The organism is Agromyces sp. S2-1-8, assembly GCF_021129215.1.
Classification (GTDB): Bacteria; Actinomycetota; Actinomycetes; order Actinomycetales; family Microbacteriaceae; genus Agromyces; species Agromyces chromiiresistens.
The window spans coordinates 1,366,466-1,382,604 of record NZ_JAJOLP010000001.1; the positions used below are offsets into that span (position 1 = coordinate 1,366,466).

Annotated in this window: 16 protein-coding genes; 10 read left to right on the top strand and 6 right to left on the bottom strand. The window is 66.7% G+C overall.

Annotation, left to right across the window (positions count from 1 at the left end; translation table 11 throughout):
- The first annotated feature begins 181 nt into the window (after window positions 1–181).
- A complete protein-coding gene (locus LR269_RS06155; protein WP_231429888.1) occupies window positions 182–1,366 on the top strand; it encodes a hypothetical protein in 1,185 nt (394 codons plus the stop codon).
- Window positions 1,367–1,390: 24 nt separating this feature from the next.
- Here the strand turns inward: LR269_RS06155 and LR269_RS06160 are convergent, their stop codons facing one another.
- From LR269_RS06160 to LR269_RS06175, 4 genes are all read right to left on the bottom strand, one after another.
- On the bottom strand, window positions 1,391–1,552 hold the full coding sequence (locus LR269_RS06160) for a hypothetical protein (RefSeq protein ID WP_231429889.1): 162 nt from the start codon (window positions 1,550–1,552) through the stop codon (window positions 1,391–1,393).
- A gap of 232 nt (window positions 1,553–1,784) precedes the next feature.
- Entirely contained in the window at window positions 1,785–3,443 is a 1,659-nt protein-coding gene (locus LR269_RS06165; RefSeq protein ID WP_231429890.1) for an FAD-dependent oxidoreductase, read from the bottom strand.
- 88 nt (window positions 3,444–3,531) lie between these two features.
- Window positions 3,532–3,822: a metal-sensitive transcriptional regulator gene (locus LR269_RS06170; protein ID WP_231429891.1), complete on the bottom strand. Its 291-nt coding sequence runs from the start codon at window positions 3,820–3,822 to the stop codon at window positions 3,532–3,534.
- A gap of 106 nt (window positions 3,823–3,928) precedes the next feature.
- A complete protein-coding gene (locus LR269_RS06175; RefSeq protein ID WP_231429892.1) occupies window positions 3,929–4,288 on the bottom strand; it encodes a rhodanese-like domain-containing protein in 360 nt (119 codons plus the stop codon).
- Between the two features lie 44 nt (window positions 4,289–4,332).
- Between LR269_RS06175 and trxA the strand changes: the two genes are divergently transcribed.
- From trxA to LR269_RS06190, 3 genes are all read left to right on the top strand, one after another.
- On the top strand, window positions 4,333–4,701 hold the full coding sequence (gene trxA / locus LR269_RS06180) for a thioredoxin (protein ID WP_231429893.1): 369 nt from the start codon (window positions 4,333–4,335) through the stop codon (window positions 4,699–4,701).
- The gene (locus LR269_RS18750; RefSeq protein ID WP_255679849.1) at window positions 4,698–4,973 is read left to right on the top strand and encodes a DUF2892 domain-containing protein; all 276 of its coding nucleotides are present in this window, start codon (window positions 4,698–4,700) and stop codon (window positions 4,971–4,973) included. Before trxA ends, LR269_RS18750 begins: the two co-directional genes overlap by 4 nt.
- A gap of 105 nt (window positions 4,974–5,078) precedes the next feature.
- Complete coding sequence (locus LR269_RS06190; RefSeq protein WP_231429895.1) at window positions 5,079–6,428, top strand: hypothetical protein; 1,350 nt, start codon at window positions 5,079–5,081, stop codon at window positions 6,426–6,428.
- 57 nt (window positions 6,429–6,485) lie between these two features.
- On the opposite strand, the gene LR269_RS06195 is transcribed toward LR269_RS06190, so the two are convergent.
- The gene (locus LR269_RS06195; protein ID WP_231429896.1) at window positions 6,486–7,301 is read right to left on the bottom strand and encodes a nuclease-related domain-containing protein; all 816 of its coding nucleotides are present in this window, start codon (window positions 7,299–7,301) and stop codon (window positions 6,486–6,488) included.
- Between the two features lie 205 nt (window positions 7,302–7,506).
- Here LR269_RS06195 and LR269_RS06200 point away from each other — a divergent pair, with 205 nt between their 5' ends.
- Window positions 7,507–8,442: a DMT family transporter gene (locus LR269_RS06200; RefSeq protein ID WP_231429897.1), complete on the top strand. Its 936-nt coding sequence runs from the start codon at window positions 7,507–7,509 to the stop codon at window positions 8,440–8,442.
- Here LR269_RS06200 and LR269_RS06205 read toward each other — a convergent pair.
- Window positions 8,439–9,179 carry a hypothetical protein gene (locus LR269_RS06205; RefSeq protein WP_231429898.1) on the bottom strand — a complete coding sequence of 247 codons (741 nt, stop codon included), beginning with the start codon at window positions 9,177–9,179 and terminating at the stop codon, window positions 8,439–8,441. The genes LR269_RS06200 and LR269_RS06205 overlap by 4 nt on opposite strands.
- 127 nt (window positions 9,180–9,306) lie before the next feature.
- Here LR269_RS06205 and LR269_RS06210 point away from each other — a divergent pair, with 127 nt between their 5' ends.
- The 5 genes from LR269_RS06210 (at window position 9,307) to LR269_RS06230 (ending at window position 16,115) form a co-directional block, all read left to right on the top strand.
- Window positions 9,307–10,605 (top strand): FAD-binding oxidoreductase, encoded by a 1,299-nt coding sequence (locus LR269_RS06210; protein ID WP_231429899.1) that lies wholly within the window; start codon window positions 9,307–9,309, stop codon window positions 10,603–10,605.
- Window positions 10,606–10,702: 97 nt separating this feature from the next.
- The gene (locus tag LR269_RS06215) at window positions 10,703–11,005 is read left to right on the top strand and encodes a nucleotide pyrophosphohydrolase (protein ID WP_231432252.1); all 303 of its coding nucleotides are present in this window, start codon (window positions 10,703–10,705) and stop codon (window positions 11,003–11,005) included.
- A 79-nt stretch (window positions 11,006–11,084) separates the two neighbouring features.
- Window positions 11,085–12,713 (top strand): DNA/RNA helicase domain-containing protein, encoded by a 1,629-nt coding sequence (locus LR269_RS06220; protein ID WP_308191621.1) that lies wholly within the window; start codon window positions 11,085–11,087, stop codon window positions 12,711–12,713.
- 87 nt (window positions 12,714–12,800) lie between these two features.
- Entirely contained in the window at window positions 12,801–13,199 is a 399-nt protein-coding gene (locus tag LR269_RS06225) for a (deoxy)nucleoside triphosphate pyrophosphohydrolase (RefSeq protein WP_231429900.1), read from the top strand.
- A 6-nt stretch (window positions 13,200–13,205) separates the two neighbouring features.
- A complete protein-coding gene (locus tag LR269_RS06230) occupies window positions 13,206–16,115 on the top strand; it encodes a DUF3427 domain-containing protein (RefSeq protein WP_231429901.1) in 2,910 nt (969 codons plus the stop codon).
- Window positions 16,116–16,139: the final 24 nt, after the last annotated feature.

The following is a 16,139-nucleotide window of genomic DNA, read 5'->3' on the forward strand; positions in this document are numbered from 1 at the left end:
TCTCCTCCCGAGCGGAGTGCACCGCTACGATCCTGCCGGGGTCGGCGCCGCCGCCCCGCCGCGCAGGCGGCTCGCGACGCACGATGGCGGGCCCTGAGTCGCGATCTTATGATGGAGCATGGCCTGGTTCGGGGTCAGGCGCAGACGCGATGCGCACGAACTCGAGGTCCACGACGCAGACTTGGCGAAGCGGGCTGGATCGGCCCTGTTCGCCTGCGATGAGCGCATCCGGGTCGCCATCGACGAACTCGCGTTCGCGGAGGCCGAACTGGGATCCGACTCGACCGATGGATTGAGCCAGGCGATCGCTTCGGGTCGAGGACTCCTGAGCGAGGCGTTCCGACTGAACCGGGCCAATCGCGACGTGGTGCGCGGCACCCCCGACGAGGTGCGTGCCCGCGACGCTCGCATCATCGAACTGTGCACGTCAGCAGTGAGCGCGCTCGACGAGCAGTCCTCCACGCTCGCGCGTCGGCTCGCGCTGGCGCGGCGGGCACCCGAGGTCATCGCCGGCGTCCGAGCCGATGCTGCACGCATCCGCTCGCGGATCCCGCAGGCCCGCGACATCCTCGAGCAGTTGGCCGCCCGCTACTCGGGCGAGGCGCTCGCCGAAGTGGCGGCCAATCCCGCCGAGGCGGAACAGCTGCTCGACTTCGCCGAGCACACTGCGCGCGTGGCGGAGCGGCGGCGTGCGGCCGGGCAGCGGGAGCAGGCGAATCTCGCGCTCGAGGCATCCACCGAGGCGGTGCGCCGGGCCGCGGCCGTGCTCGATGCGGTCGAGACCTACGAGGTCGAGGCGTTGCACGCGGAGTCCAAGCTGGCAGCGCTCGTCGACGAGTCCCGCCGTGGCCTCGCCGCCGCGCTGAAGGAGCCGCAGTCGCGCGGCGTCGCCAACGCGATCGCCGAGCTCCGGGCCGCCCTCGCCGACCTTCCGGAGGTCGGCGTGAACACCGACCCGATCGCCCGCCTCGACCGGCTGCGCGCGGCGAACGAGGCATTGGATGCCGCGATTGCGGCCGTTCGCGAGCGTGCGACGCACCCGGTCCCCCCGCCCGAGCACGTACGCCACGTCATCTACGACGCCGACAAGCAGCTCGACCTGGTGCGTGACACCGTCGCCGGTCACCCGGGCTGGGTCGGCCCCGAGGCGTTGGCGCAGCTGGCCCAGTCCGAACGCGTTCGGATCGATCTCGGCCACTACCTCGGCAGTTCGACCGCGCCGATCATCCTGACGGACGAAGACCACCGAGCGCACGTGATCGCGATGGCGCAGCATGTCGCCTACCTCGCGAGCGAAGCCCTGCACCTGGCGCGGCGCGACATCCGAGCGGGCCGATTGCAGGACGCCGGGCAGCGGCCTTCGTGACCCTCGGTTCGACGTCGAAGAGCGTCAGCGGCCGAAGAGACGGGCGAAGAAGCCCTGCGACGGCTCGTGCTCGTGCCCGGCGCAGCGCTGCGCGCGCGGGACGCCGCGCATGACTTGATCGACGTGCTGGCCGCAGCCGGCCCAGGTCGTCTTTCCGCACTTGCGGCAGGTGACGGTTCGGCACATGGTGAATTCCTCGGGGTTCTCGGGTCGTATGAACGGACGGGTTTCAGCGACGGTGGTCGCCGTCGCACCATCGCTCGACAGGCACGTGGGCCTTCACATCGGCGACGTGCTGGCCGCAGCCGGCCCAGGTCGTCTTGCCGCAGGTGTCGCAGGTCGCAGGGCTGCACATGGGTGGTCCTCCTCAGGGGTGGTTGTCGGTGATCGGTGGAATGACGGAGATCGGGTCCGCCGGTCAGGCGGCGGCCTCCAGAACGAGACCGGACGCGTCATTGCCGGCCTTCCAGGTGAGGTAGCCGCCGTCGAGGTTGACGGCGTCGCGGCCGTGCTGGGCGAGCAGGCGCACGGCGGTGTGGCCGCGCTGGCCCACCTTGCAGTGCACGATGAGCCGGCCGCCGGGAAGCTCGTCGAGGCGGTCGCGCAACTCGTCGAGCGGGATGCGCACCGAGCCGGGGATGGCGCCGTCGGCGACCTCGCCCGGGGTGCGGACGTCGAGCACGATCGCCCCGGCGGCCACGGCCGCATCGACCTCGTGCCACTGGATCGACGGAGTGAGCCCATCGGCCGCGTTCAGGGCGACGTAGCCGAGCATGTTCACCGGGTCCTTCGCCGACGAGTACTGGGGCGCGTAGGCGAGCTCGAGGTCGGCGAGGTCGGCGGCGGTCAATCCGGCGGCCATGGCGGTCGCGATGACGTCGATGCGCTTGTCGACGCCATCGCCGCCGACGCCCTGGGCGCCGAGGATCGCGTCCGTCTCCGCGTCGACGATCAGCTTCAGCGACATCGGCTCGGCGCCGGGGTAGTAGCCGGTGTGCGACGCCGGGTGCGTGTGGATGACCCGGAGGTCCCGCCCGCGCGCCCGCAGGAGCTTCTCGTTCCACCCGGTCGTGGCCACGGTGAGGCCCATGACCCCGACCACGGCCGTGCCGAGCGCGTCGCGAACGCGGACCTCCCGGCCCGCGATGGCGTCGGCCGCGAGTCGCCCGTGGCGGTTCGCGAGGCCGGCGAGGGCGACGATCCGGGGCTCGCCGGTGATCGCGTCGGTCTTCTCGACGGCGTCGCCGATGGCCCAGATGTTCGGGTCGCTCGTCTGCAGGCGCTCGTCGACGCGGATGCCGCCTCGAGCGCCGAGCTCCAGTCCAGCCGCCACGGCGAGCGAGGTCTCCGGCCGCACCCCGACCGAGCCGAGCACGAACTCGGCCGGGATCACGGAACCGTCGTCGAGCACGGCGGTGTCGTCGCCGAGTTCGACGACCTTCGTGCCGAGGCGCACATCGACGCCCGCGTCGATGAGGTGCTGGGCGACGGGACCCGCCATCTCCGGGTCGATCGTCGGCAGCACCTGGTCGGCGAGTTCGACGAGCGTGACGTCGAGTCCGTGGTGAATGAGGTTCTCGACCATCTCGAGGCCGATGAAACCGGCACCGATGACGAGTGCGGTGCGGGGCTTCACCTCGAGCGCGCTCATCGCGGCGTCGACGTCGTCGATGTTCCACAGGGTGAGCATGCGCTCACCGCCCTCCATCGGCGGCCGAACCGGCGTCGATCCGGGCGAGAGCACGAGCGCGTCATAGCGCAGCACCTGCTCCTGCCCGCTCGTGAGGTCGCGTGCCGTCACGGTTCGCGTCGCGCGATCGATCGCGACCGCTTCGGTCCTGACGCGCACGTCGAGCCCGAACCGGTCGGCGAGCGAACGGGGCGTTTGGAGCAGGAGACTCGAGCGCTCCTCGATGACTCCGCCCAGGTAGTACGGAAGGCCGCAGTTGGCGAACGAGACGTGGCCGCCGCGCTCGAGGACGGTGATCTGCGCGTGCTCATCGAGCCTGCGCAGCCGGGTCGCGGCGGACATTCCGCCGGCGACGCCGCCGATGATGACGTACTGCTTGGAGATCATTCCGCCACCGTAACAATACCCCAGGGGTATTGTCAAAATACACCCGGGGTATTGAATCCGACCGATGGCGACGGGGCGCCGGGAGGCGTCAGGCGAGGGAGAGGAACAGCTTCTCCAGCTCGTCGAGCGTGAGCGGCTGATCGGGCGCGTCGCCGGAGGGCTCGGTCGATTCCTGCTCGGCGACGCAGTCCTTCATCGCGCTGGAGATGATGGCGAAGCCTGCGCGATCGAGCGCGGACGAGACGGCCGAGAGCTGAGTCACGACCGTTCGGCAGTCCGCGCCCGATTCCACGGCTTCGATCACGGCATTCAGCTGGCCGCGAGCGCGCTTCAGGCGGTTCGCGATACGGCGCTGGGGGTCGAGCGACGCGTTGGTCATGGTGTGCCTCCGGTGTCTCGGTCCGACGTGTGATCCCGCGGGGTCGGACCCAGCCCTGCGGGGGCGGTGGATGGCCTCGTCGCCGAGGGGGTCGGTCGCCCGGTGCTCATGGGACGACCGGGAGACCGGTGGCGGAGGCGGCCTGCTGCATCGATCCGGCGTCGGTGACGACGAGGCCCGTGTCTTCGAGGAGTTGTGCCGCCTGGCTCGAGCGATTGCCCGACTGGCAGTAGACGACGTAGTCGGAGTCGTCGTCGAGCTGGGGGAGCTGATCGGCGAGCTCGCCGGACGTCAGGTCGAGATTGACGGCACCTTTCAGGTGTCCGGCGGCGTACTCGTCGGCGGTGCGTACGTCGATGACGACCGTATCGGCTGTCAGCTCGACGGGATCGGCCGTGGCGCATCCCGTGAGGGCGAGGGCGGCCGCACCGGTGGCGGCGAGAAGAGCGGTTCGCAGTCCGTGCATGGCCTCAACAATACCCCATGGGTATTTTCTGGTATCCTCGAGTCATGGCTTCCGTGAACATCACCCACGACACCATCGAGTCCACCGTGCGCAACAACGATCTCGTGCTGCTCGACTTCTGGGCCGAGTGGTGCGGCCCCTGCCGTGTGTTCGGCCCCATCTTCGAGCGCGCCTCCGAGCAGCATCCCGACGTCGTCTTCGGCAAGGTCGACACCGAGGCCGAACAGGCGCTGGCAGCCGGGTTCCGCATCACCTCGATCCCCACGCTCATGGTGTTCCGGCAGGGCATCATCGTCTTCGCCCAGCCCGGCGCGCTGAACGCGGCGCAACTCGAGCAGGTCGTCGAGGGGGCGAAGGCGCTCGACATGGATGACGTGCGCCGTCAGCTCGCGCAGCAGTCCGACGTGGCATGACCCTCCCGTCTCGACGGGTCGGGTCGCGGGCCTGCACAGTCAACCGCGGTGAGCGTGTCGTGCGGGGCGTCATCGCCCTCGTACTCGCGGCGTTCGCGGTGAGCAGTCTCGACACCCTGTGGTGCGCGATCCCAGCTGCCGCGTGCGCGGGATTCCTCATGGTCGGAGCGATCACCGGCTGGTGCCCCACCGATCTGCTCGCGCGCACCTCCGGCGGAGTCGAACCCAACGACCTCGGCTACCCCGAAGCCCCTCAGCAGCTCATGCCGTGATGGTTCGGGCGCTGGCGAACCCCGCCATCCGACCGACTCGAGCCCCGAGGCATCCGTCTGCGAAGCCCACAGTCGCCTTCAAGCACCGCCCGTAGGATCGAGGGCATGGCCGGATTCTGGGGCAAGCGAAAGCGCGACGAGCAGGAGCTCCAAGCTCAAGACGCCGACTTGGCGAAGCGCGCCGGCAGCGCCCTCGTCGAAGCCGACGAGCGCGTGCGCGTCACCGCCGACGAGCTCGCGTTCGCCGAGGCCGAGCTCGGGCACGAGGCGACCGCCGAGCTGAGCCAGGCGCTCGCCGCGGTGCGCGAGCACCTGGGCGAGGCGTTCCGGCTGAATCAGCTGAACTACGACGAGATCCCCGACACCGTCGAAGAGCTGCGCATGCGCAACGCCCGCATCGTGCAGCTGTGCGACTGGGCCGAAGACGTGCTCGACGAGCGCACCGCCGCCCTCGCCGACAAGATCGCACGGGCGCGTCGGGCTCCCGAGATCATCGCCGGGGTGCGAGCGGATGCCTCGCGGCTGCGCTCGCGCATTCCGCACACCCGCGACACCATCGAGCGGCTCGCCGCGCGCTACTCGCACGAGGCACTCGCCCAGGTCGAGGTCAATCCGGCCGAGGCCGAACAGTTGCTCGGATTCGCCGAGCACAGCGCCGGCGTCGCCGAGCGCCGGCGCGAAGCAGGGCAGCGCGAACAGGCGAACCTCGCGCTCGAGGCGTCGACCGAGTCGGTGCGCCGCGCGGCGGCGCTGCTCGATGCGGTCGAGACGTTCGAGGTCGAGGCGCTGCGCGCCGAGGCCACGCTCGCGGCTATCGTCGAAGACTCGCGCGCCGACCTCGTCGTCGCCCTGAAAGAGCCGGCGACGCCCGGCGTCACGTCGGCGATCGCGACACTGCAGGCGGCACTCGCCGCGATGCCCGCGGCCGGCGTCAACACCGACCCGTTCACCCAGCTGAGTCGCCTGCGCGAGGCCAACGCCGGCTTGGACGCCGCGATCGCCGCCGCCCGCGAGCGTGCGTCGCGCCCGATTCCGCCGCTCGAGCACGTGCACCACGCCATCGACGACGCCGACCGGCAGCTCGCGATCGCGCGCGACGTCATCGCCGGCCACCGCGGCTGGATCGGCGCCGACGCCCGCACCCGACTGGCCGAGTCCGAGCGCATCCGCCTCGACCTCGATCACTTCCTCGGCGCGCCCGCCGCGGCCGTCACCGTCATCGACGAGGATCACCGCGAGCAGGCGATGCTCATGGCCCGCCGCGTCGCCCAACTCGCCGCCGCTGCACTGCAGCTCGCCCAGCGCGACATCGACGCCTCGCGCCCGCAGGGCGGCCCCGGCCAGTGGGGCGACCCGGGCTGGGGCGGCGGACGCCGCGGCGGAGGCTCCGACCTCATGGGCGGCATCCTCGGCGGCCTCGTCATCGGCAGCGTGCTCGACGGGATCTTCGACTGACCCGATCGTCGGTCGAGTAGCGACGAAGGAGCGTATCGAGACCACGCGCGCTGCGCCTCAGGGCATCAGCGCCGACATCACCGACGTCCACGCTGAGACCGCCCCGAGCGGCAGCGCAGCGAGGATCGCAAGCAGACCGGCGATCGCCCACCCGCGACGACGGGTTCGCGCACCGTCGACGTTGCGGCGCAGCTGATCGAACGCCGCGACATCGGCAGGTTCGAGCGAGGGCGCTTCGTGCCAGGTCGAAGGCTGCGCCGCGGCATCCGCAACTCGATCGACGGCGTCGGGCGGCACGGCCGCCGGCCGCGAACCCAGCCACTTGATCAGGCTGCGTTCGCGCAGCACGATCACGGTCGCCGGCCGTTCGCGCACGGTGATGCGCCGGGCTCCCACGATCACGATCACCGGCGTGACCTCGATGAGGGCGTGCGCCGCCGCCGAGAGCAGCTGCGATGCGCGCTTCGCCTCGAAGCTGGCGTTGCGCAGGTGGTCCGTGGGCTGCCCACTGACGAGCAGGCGCTTCGAGCCGAGCCAGATGTCGTGGCCCTCGTGGTGCTTCGTGTTGATGGTGAAGACGCCGGGCGGGCCGACGACGACGTGGTCGATGTCGCTCGATCCACGGCCGACGGGCACCGAGTGGAACACCCGCCAGTCGGGCCCGAGCGAGTCGAGCCGGCGCGCGACCTCGAGTTCGCCGAGCGCACCGAGGTACCAGGACTCCGACTCGGCGCTCAGCGGTGTGCGCCCGAACAGCCGTGCGACTGGCGAGCGCGGCGGTGCGGTCGCCTGCGTGCGCAGGCATTCGGCGATCACGGATGCCGCGGGCTGACGCGCGGCGAGCGTGAATGTGTCGGGCCGGGTCGTGGTCACGGTGCGTCCGCCTCCTTGCCGTCGTCGTCGCCCCGATGCGGCCGACCGGTCTGACGGCCGCTTGGACTCCGACGCTATTGGTCGGCGGCTTCGTGGCGTGACCCCCGTTCACGTGTGAATTCGATCGGGCAAGTTGGCGCGATCTCGCGCCACTTCGGCCGTCGAGCACAGCCCCGATGTCGGACGTCACGGGCAGAATGTTCAAGTGACTCGTCGCGGACTGCTCCTCTTCATCGCGCTCGGAGTCGCGTGGGGCATCCCATATCTGTTCATCAAGGTCGCCGTGTCGGAGCTCGACCCGGGCATGGTGGTGCTCGCCCGCTCGGGGCTCGCGGCGATCCTTCTGCTGCCGCTCGCGCTGTTCCGGCATGAGGTCGGGCCGGTGCTGCGCCGGTGGAAGCCGATGCTCGCGTACACGCTCGTCGAGATCGTGCTGCCGTGGTACTTCTTGAGCTCGGCCGAGCAGACGCTGCCGAGCTCGACCGCCGGGCTGCTGCTCGCCGCGGTGCCGCTCGCGGGCGTCGCCATCGCCTTCCTCATGGGGCGGCCGGCGCGCCTCTCGGGCACGAACTGGATCGGCATCGCGCTCGGCATGCTCGGCGTCGCCGCGCTGGTCGGCCTGGATGTCGCGGGGTCGGACCTGTTCGCCGTCGCTCAGATGGCCGTGGTCGTCGTCGGCTACGCGCTCGGCCCGGCGATCCTCGCGCGCTGGATGCCCGACCTGCCCGGCATCGGCATCGTGGCCGTCTCGCTCGCGGGCGCCGCCATCGCGTACGTGCCGTTCGTACTGCTCACCGGCGGCGTGCCGACGGCCTGGCCGTCGCCGCCCGTCATCGTCTCGGTGATCGTGCTCGCCGTGATCTGCAGCGCGCTCGCCTTCTTGCTCATGGTCGGCCTCATCGCCGAGATCGGCCCGGTCAAGGCGACCACCATCACGTACGTGAACCCGGCCGTCGCGATCATCGCCGGCGTCGTCGTGCTGGGGGAGCGGGTCACCGTGTGGACGGTCGTGGGGTTCGTGCTCGTGCTCGCCGGGTCGTATCTCGTGACGAAGAAGCACCGGCCGGCGTTGAACGCGGTTGTGGCCGCTGACGAGCGTTCAGAGGCGTCGATCGACTCCGCATCGGAGCGTCGCGCCTAGCTGTCGCGGGAACGAGTACGCGGACGAAGTCGATCAGCCGGCGGGTCGCTCGGCTTGAAAGTCTGGCCGTTCGCGTTGGCCGGGCTCCAATACAGAGTGTGCGAGGTCGGGTACGGCGACCGCCGCGATCGGGCGGTGAACGCATCGACGAGTTCATGGTTCGCGACGAATGTCGTATCCAACGGTTGCGCATCGGCGAGTTGTTCGCCGAGCCTGGAGGTGACTTCCGCGATCAACTCATCGACTCGATCCACTATTGCGTCGACGAGTGCTGCGAACTGCGCGAGCACGGGCGGGGGGAGCGGTTGCGAGATCGTGGTGGCGTGCGCGATTCGCGTGCCGTCGGAGAGTTCCACGACGTGCGGGTACGTCGTGATGAGTGCGCTCTGCGAATGCGCGATCACCATGTTCCGGTACTCGCAGATGCGCTCGTGGGTGGAAGCGAACTCAGCGGGAACGTCAAGATACGAATTGAGGGACGCACGAACGTTCGACGGGAAGAACGCTCGGCAATACGACATCACTGCGGTGTCGACCAGGAAGCCTGCGATCCCCTCCTCATCGTCAGCGTCGAGATGCTCGAGTGCGAGCCCGATTGCCCGCGATGCAGGCGCCAGATCGGCGCCGGCGAAATGGTTGAGTTCGATGAACAGCCTGGTGTCCACGCTGTCGGGGAGAGCGAGCAGCCGCACCGAGCCATCCTCGCTCGCCTGATCGACGTGCTCATCGAATGACATGTTGCCTCCCTGCGGCCCACCGTAGCCCGCGATCGGCGGCCCGACCAGCCCTTCGTCGTGGGGCTCGCTCTTGACGCCGGCGCCCGTCCGCGGCATCCTCGGGCGCGGAGCGAACGGGGGAGATCGCATGAAGACGCTCGAACCAGGTGACGACGGCTACGACGACGCGCGGCGCGTATGGAACGCGATGATCGACCGCAGACCCCGGTACATCGTCGCCTGCTCGAGCGCCGAGGACGTCGCCGAGGCGATCCGCTTCGCGCGCGCGAACGACCTCGAGATCGGCGTGCGCTGCGGCGGGCACAGCATCGTCGGGCACGCCGTGCCCGACGGCGGGCTGATGATCGACCTGCGGCCGATGGGGTCGGTCGAGGTGGATGCCGCGGCGCGACGAGCCCGCGTGCAAGGTGGCGCGCTGCTCGGTGCACTCGACCGTGCGGCCCAGGCGCACAGCCTCGCGACGACGGCGGGCAACGTCTCGCACACCGGCATCGGCGGGCTCGCGCTCGGCGGCGGCATGGGCTGGCTCGCCCGACAACACGGACTCACGTGCGACAACGTCGTCTCGTTCGAGGTCGTGACCGCCGAGGGCGAGATCCTGCGCGTCGACCGAGACCACCACCCCGAGCTGTTCTGGGCGCTGCGCGGTGGCGGCGGCAACTTCGGCGTCGTGACCGAGTTCGAGCTGGTGCTGCACCCCGAGCCAGGCGACGCGCTCTCGGTCGAGTACCTCTACCCCGTGGCATCCGGCGCCGCGGCGATGCGCCGCTGGCGCGACGAGAGTACCCGAGCCGACCGGCGCGCGACCTACAACGCGACCATCTCCGACGGAACGCTGTCGCTCGGATTCGTCTGGGTCGGCGACCCGGTCGACGGCGAGGCCGCGGCAGCCGCGCTCGCGACGAGTCTCGCCGGGGTCGACGCCGGCTTCGAGCGGGTGATCGTGCCGATGACCTACCTCGAGCTCCAGACCCGCGAAGACGACGTCGAGGCCCACGAGTGGCGCCGGTACTGGAAGGGCCACTACTTCAGCGAGCTGAGCGACGAGGTGATCGACGCGGTGCTCGCCCGTGATGGCGACGATCTGCCGAATGTGAGCCTGCAGGCGTACGGCGGAGCGATTGCCGATGTGGCTCCGGGGGAGACGGCGTTCTCGCGGCGGGACACGGCGTTCGAGTTCGTGTGCGCGTCGAAGTGGGTTGACCCGGAGGATGACGAGGCGCGGGTTGCAGGCGCGCGCAAGTACGCCGCTGCGATGGAGTCGTTCGCGAGTGGCGCGTATGTCAACGCACTCAGCGACGAGGGTTCAGCGGGCGTGCGACGTGCGTACGCGCCCGAGCACCTCGCGCGGTTGACAGCCGTGAAGGATCGCTACGATCCGGCGAACGCGTTCCACCTGAATCAGAACATCATGCCCTCGATATGAAGTGGCGCCGTGGGCACTCGCTCCGAGACAGCAGCGGGCGGTCCGAGCTGGTGACTAGGTCTCGGTGTACGCTCCGACCGTGGCTGATCAACGGGTGATGCGCGAGTTGAGGGCGTTCGTGGACGAGCGAGATTGGGCACAGTTTCACTCGCCCGAGAACCTCGCCAAGAGCGTCAGCATCGAGGCTGCCGAGCTCCTCGAATGCTTCCAATGGGCGCCGGATCCCCCGAGCGAGCGTGTCACCGAAGAACTCGCCGACGTGCTGACATACTGCCTGTTGCTTGCCGACAAGCTCGGCGTCGATGCCGACCAGATCGTGCTCGACAAGCTCGAGCAGACGCGGCGCAAGTACCCGGCCGAACGGTCCCGTGGGCGGAGCACGAAGTATGACCAGCTTTAGGATCGAGCACTTCCCGTTCACTCGGCCCGCGATCAAATCGTGGGCCGAGCCCGACGGCAGGCACGCGAACTGGCCGGTCGTGTACACGCTCAGCAGCAACCGCGAGATCTACGTCGGCGAGACCCTGAACGCCATCGGTCGGCTTCGCCAGCACCTCGATTCCGACGCGAAGCAGCACCTGGAGGCCGCGCGCATCGTCATCGACGAGACCTTCAACAAGTCGGTGTGCCTCGACCTCGAGTCGTACCTGATCCGGCTCTTCGCGGGGGACGGCAAGTACACGGTCGTCAACCGCAACGAGGGCATCACCGATGCCGACTACTACGACCGGGTTCGCTATCGAGCAACGTTTGACGAGATCTTCGAGAAGCTTCGTGCCGCGGGAATGTTCACTCGCGATATCCCCGATATCGAGAACAACGACCTGTTCAAGCTGTCGCCGTTCAAAGCGCTGAATCAGGAGCAGGCGGTCGCGATGGAGGGCATTCTTGAAGGGCTCTTCGACGACCTTGAAGCGGGGCGCGAGGGCACGATCGTCGTGCAGGGCGACCCTGGCACGGGTAAGACCATCGTGGGCATCTTCCTCATGAAGCTGCTCCGCGACATCCAGCACGCCGATCTCGCCGACCGCACCGAGAACGACTCGCTCTTCTCCGACTTCTTCACCGCCGGCTACGTCGAGAAGCTGAAGGACTTCAAGATCGGCATCGTCATCCCGCAGCAGTCGCTGCGCAAGTCGGTGCAGAAGGTCTTCGCGAAGACGCCGCAGCTCGAGAAGGGCATGGTGCTGACGCCGTTTCAGGTCGGTGAGAGCGATGAGCAGTTCGATCTTCTCGTCGTCGACGAGGCGCATCGGCTTAACCATCGCGCGAACCAGCCATCGGGTAGGCTCAACAAGAAGTTCCGCGAGATCAATGAGAAGCTGTTCGGCGCCGACGACCTGACAAAGACGCAGCTCGACTGGATTCGCGCGAAGAGCCGCCATCAGGTGTTGCTGCTCGATCAGGCGCAGAGCGTACGCCCGGCCGACCTGCCCAGTGGCATCGTCGGCCCGCTCGTGTCGCAGGCGAAGGAACAGGGCCGCTTCTACCCGCTCGCCTCGCAGATGCGCGTGGCTGGTGGCGCCGATTACATCGATTTCGTCCGGCGGATGCTCCGCGCCGAGGTCACCGAACCACGCGAGTTCACCGGTTACGACTTGCGCATGTTCGACGACCTCGGCGAGATGCACGCGGCGATCCGTGCGCGGGACGCGGAGCACGGCCTCGCGCGCCTGGCGGCTGGCTTCGCCTGGGAATGGAAGAGCAAGAAGGATGCCACGGCCTTCGATATCTCGACCGATGGCGTCGAGCTCCGGTGGAACAGCACCCAGACCGACTGGGTCAACTCGCCGGGCGCACTCGAAGAGGTCGGGTCGATCCACACCTTGCAGGGCTACGACCTGAACTACGCCGGCGTGATCATCGGCCCCGACCTGCGCCTTGACCCGCTTCGCGGCCGAGTCTTCGCCGATCTCGACTCCTACTTCGACAAGAAGGGCAAGGAGGCGAACCCCAAGCTCGGGCTCACGTATGACGCCGACGACGTACTGCAGTTCATCGTCAACATCTACGCGGTGCTGCTCACGCGGGGAATGAAGGGCACCTATGTGTACGTGTGTGATCCGGCGCTCAGGGGTTACGTGCGCGGGTTGCTGCCTTCAGAGTGAGCGTGCAGAACACGTGCTTGTTGAGGGCTGATCGGTCGGAGGCCGCCGGTAGGCTGCACCAGAGGTGGGCAAGAACGGGAGCCGAGTGTGAAGAAGCAGATCAACGTGGTTGGTGCAGTTGTGATGCGCGAAGGTACCGTGCTGTCCGCCCAGCGCAGTCCCCAAATGTCGCTCGCAGGAATGTGGGAATTCCCCGGCGGCAAGATCGAGGCCGGCGAGACTCCTCAGCAGGCACTGGTTCGCGAAATGGGGGAAGAATTGCTGTGCGTGGTTGAGATTGGCGACCACGTGGAGACGACAACTCATGAATACGATTTCGGAATTGTCACGCTCACGACTTTCTACGCGAGACTTGTCAGCGGTGAACCACAACTCACCGAGCACTCCGACATCCGATGGATCCCAGCCGCCGAGCTACTCAGTGTGGCCTGGGCCCCGGCTGATGTTCCTGCTGTCGAGCGCATCATGCGGGACCACGCGGCGTAGGTGGTCGTGGACTCGCTCTCGTCGCGTATCAGGCTCGACAACGCGTTCGGATTTCTTGATCGTTCTCAGACGACGGAGCAGCTCTTTCATCCGTTGCTGGTCTCAAACGCCGACGGCAACACGATGGTCAAGGCGATTACTGCGGAACTTCGACGTAGCGACTCGTTCACATTTTCAGTTGCGTTCGTGGAGTCAAGTGCGCTGTCACTCCTGAAACAGGCGCTGCTCGACTTCCACGGTCGAGGTCGCGTCATCACCTCCACCTATCTGGGATTTAATTCACCGGCCTCGTTTCGTGAACTGCTCAACCTGCCGAACACCGACGTTTACGTACTTGAGCCTCCACAAGGCGGCTTTCACGCGAAGGGCTACCTGTTCAAGCAACGGGGGAGCACCACCGCGATCATCGGCAGCTCGAACCTGACTTCGTCTGCGCTGATCAAGAATCAAGAGTGGAATCTGAGATTTTCGGCGCTGCCAGACGGCGACATCGTTGAGCAGCTCGATCGTGCGGTCGAAGCACAGATGGCGAGCGCTGTACCACTCACAGATGAGTGGATCGACGATTATGAACGCTCGTATGTACCTCCGCCGCGCGCGCAGGCGGTGAGTGCCAGCGGCCGGATCGTGGGGTCGGGCCTGATCGCTCCCAACTCCATGCAGGCAGAAGCGTTGGCTGAGATCCGCAAGGTGCGCGAGGCGGGAGAGACGCGAGCGGTCGTAGTTTCAGCAACGGGCACGGGCAAGACGATCTTGGCGGCGCTGGACGTTCAGACCTGCAATCCAGAGCGGATGCTTTTCGTTGTTCATCGCGAGCAGATCCTTGATCGCGCAATCGAAGAATTCCAGCGTGTTCTGAACGCGCCGCTCTCAGATTTTGGAAAGTTCGTCGGCGGGCGCCGTGAACTCGATCGCCGCTATGTGTTTGCAACGATCCAGTCCTTGGCTAGGGCGGAAACTCTGAGCGGCATTGACCCTGAATGGTTCGATTACATCCTGGTCGATGAAGTTCACCGAGCGGGATCAGAGTCACATCTACGGCTCATCAATCACTTCAAGCCCAGGTTCCTCTTAGGGGTGACGGCTACACCCGAGCGGACAGACAGCTTCAACGTCTTCGAACTGTTCGATTTCAACGTTCCCTACGAGATTCGACTCCAGCGCGCACTTGAAGAGGACATGTTGGCGCCGTTTCACTATTTCGGAGTCACTGACTTCGAGCTCGAAGGGGAGGTCATCGACGACACAAGCCAACTGAGGCTGCTCGTCGCGCCAGAGCGAGCCGATCACATTGTGGACGCGCTCGCGACGTACGGCCATGCTGGGACTGCGGTGTGTGGGCTAATGTTCTGCAGCCGCAAGGACGAAGCGGAAGAGCTATCGAATCTCCTCAACGCGCGGCAGGTTCACGGGCGACCGCTACGTACAAGAACCTTGACGGGAGACGACTCGATCGCTGCTCGTGAAGCTGTCGTCGAGCAACTTGAGCGTGGCGAACTTGATTACATCCTCACCGTTGACGTTTTCAACGAAGGCATCGATATCCCGACAGTCAATCAGGTGGTGATGCTTCGCCAGACCCAGTCGAGCATCATCTTCACTCAGCAACTCGGTCGAGGGCTCCGGAAGGCTTCGGGCAAGGACCACCTTGTCGTGATCGACTTCATCGGCAACTACACGAATAACTATCTGATCCCGATCGCCTTGTTCGGGAATACCTCGCTGAACAAGGATTCGATCCGCCGAAGCATCATTGAGTCGCAGGAGTCTGGATCGATCTCGGGACTCTCAAGTGTGAATTTCGACCAGGTCTCGAAGGAGCGCATCTTCGCATCGCTTGCGAGCACGAAGCTCGACAGCATGCAGGCGCTGAAGCGATCTATTGCTGAGCTAGCGAGCCGTTTGGGTCAGCCGCCGCGTCTGATTGATTTTGCACGGTTCGATACCGCCGATCCGGTGGTGATCGCGAACGCGAAAGACAATTACTGGCATCTGCTGAGCACCGTTCGGCAGGAAGACCGCCTGGCCACGGACGAGCAGAACAAGGCGCTGAAGTACCTCTCGAGAGAGCTGTTGAACGGAAAGCGCCCGCATGAGCTTGTCGTACTATCCGCCTTGCTCGATGCGGACAGTTCGCTCGAAAGCCATCAGATAGTTGATGTGCTGTCCGCGAGTGACTGCACAGCTGACGCTGCGACCCTCGAGTCGCTTAGTCGCATCCTTACCCTGGGCTTCTTCACGGATCCCCAACGTGCGCAGTATGGGGTGCCGTTGGTTGAGGCACGCGGGAATGGTCTGGCATTGACGGCCCACATGCAGAGTTTGCTCACGGATTCGCTCTTCAAATCACACGTGCGCGACGTTGTCGAAACTGGGCTGTTCCTCGCGCGACATCGTCATGGCTGGGTGAGCGGACTAGAGATCGGCGGGCGATACTCGCGCAAGGATGTCTGCCGTTTGCTGAACTGGTCCAAGAACGAGGAAGGAACCATCAACGGATACAAGGTCGACCGCGAGTCGGAGACCTGCCCAATTTTTGTTACGTACCACAAGCACGAGACCGTTTCCGCGAGTACCGCCTATGGCGACGAGTTTCTCAACGAGTCGGCGATGCACTGGTTTACGCGGACGAGGCGGACCCTTGCGAGTCCCGAGGTGCGCTCAATCATCGAACATCAAGTTGCGTTGCACCTCTTCGCAAAGAAGGACGATGCCGAAGGGCGGGACTTCTACTATCTCGGCCGTGTGCGTGCGTCAGATCCCAAGCAAACAACAATGCCCAGTGACAATGGTTCCCTGCTCAACGTGGTCACAATGACGCTCGACATCGAGTCCCCGATCGAAACCCACCTCTACGACTATTTCCTCTCGAGCGCAGCCGACATCGTGGTCGAGTACGAAGGACCCCGGCCATAGCGCGACCGAGGACCTGTCGCGACC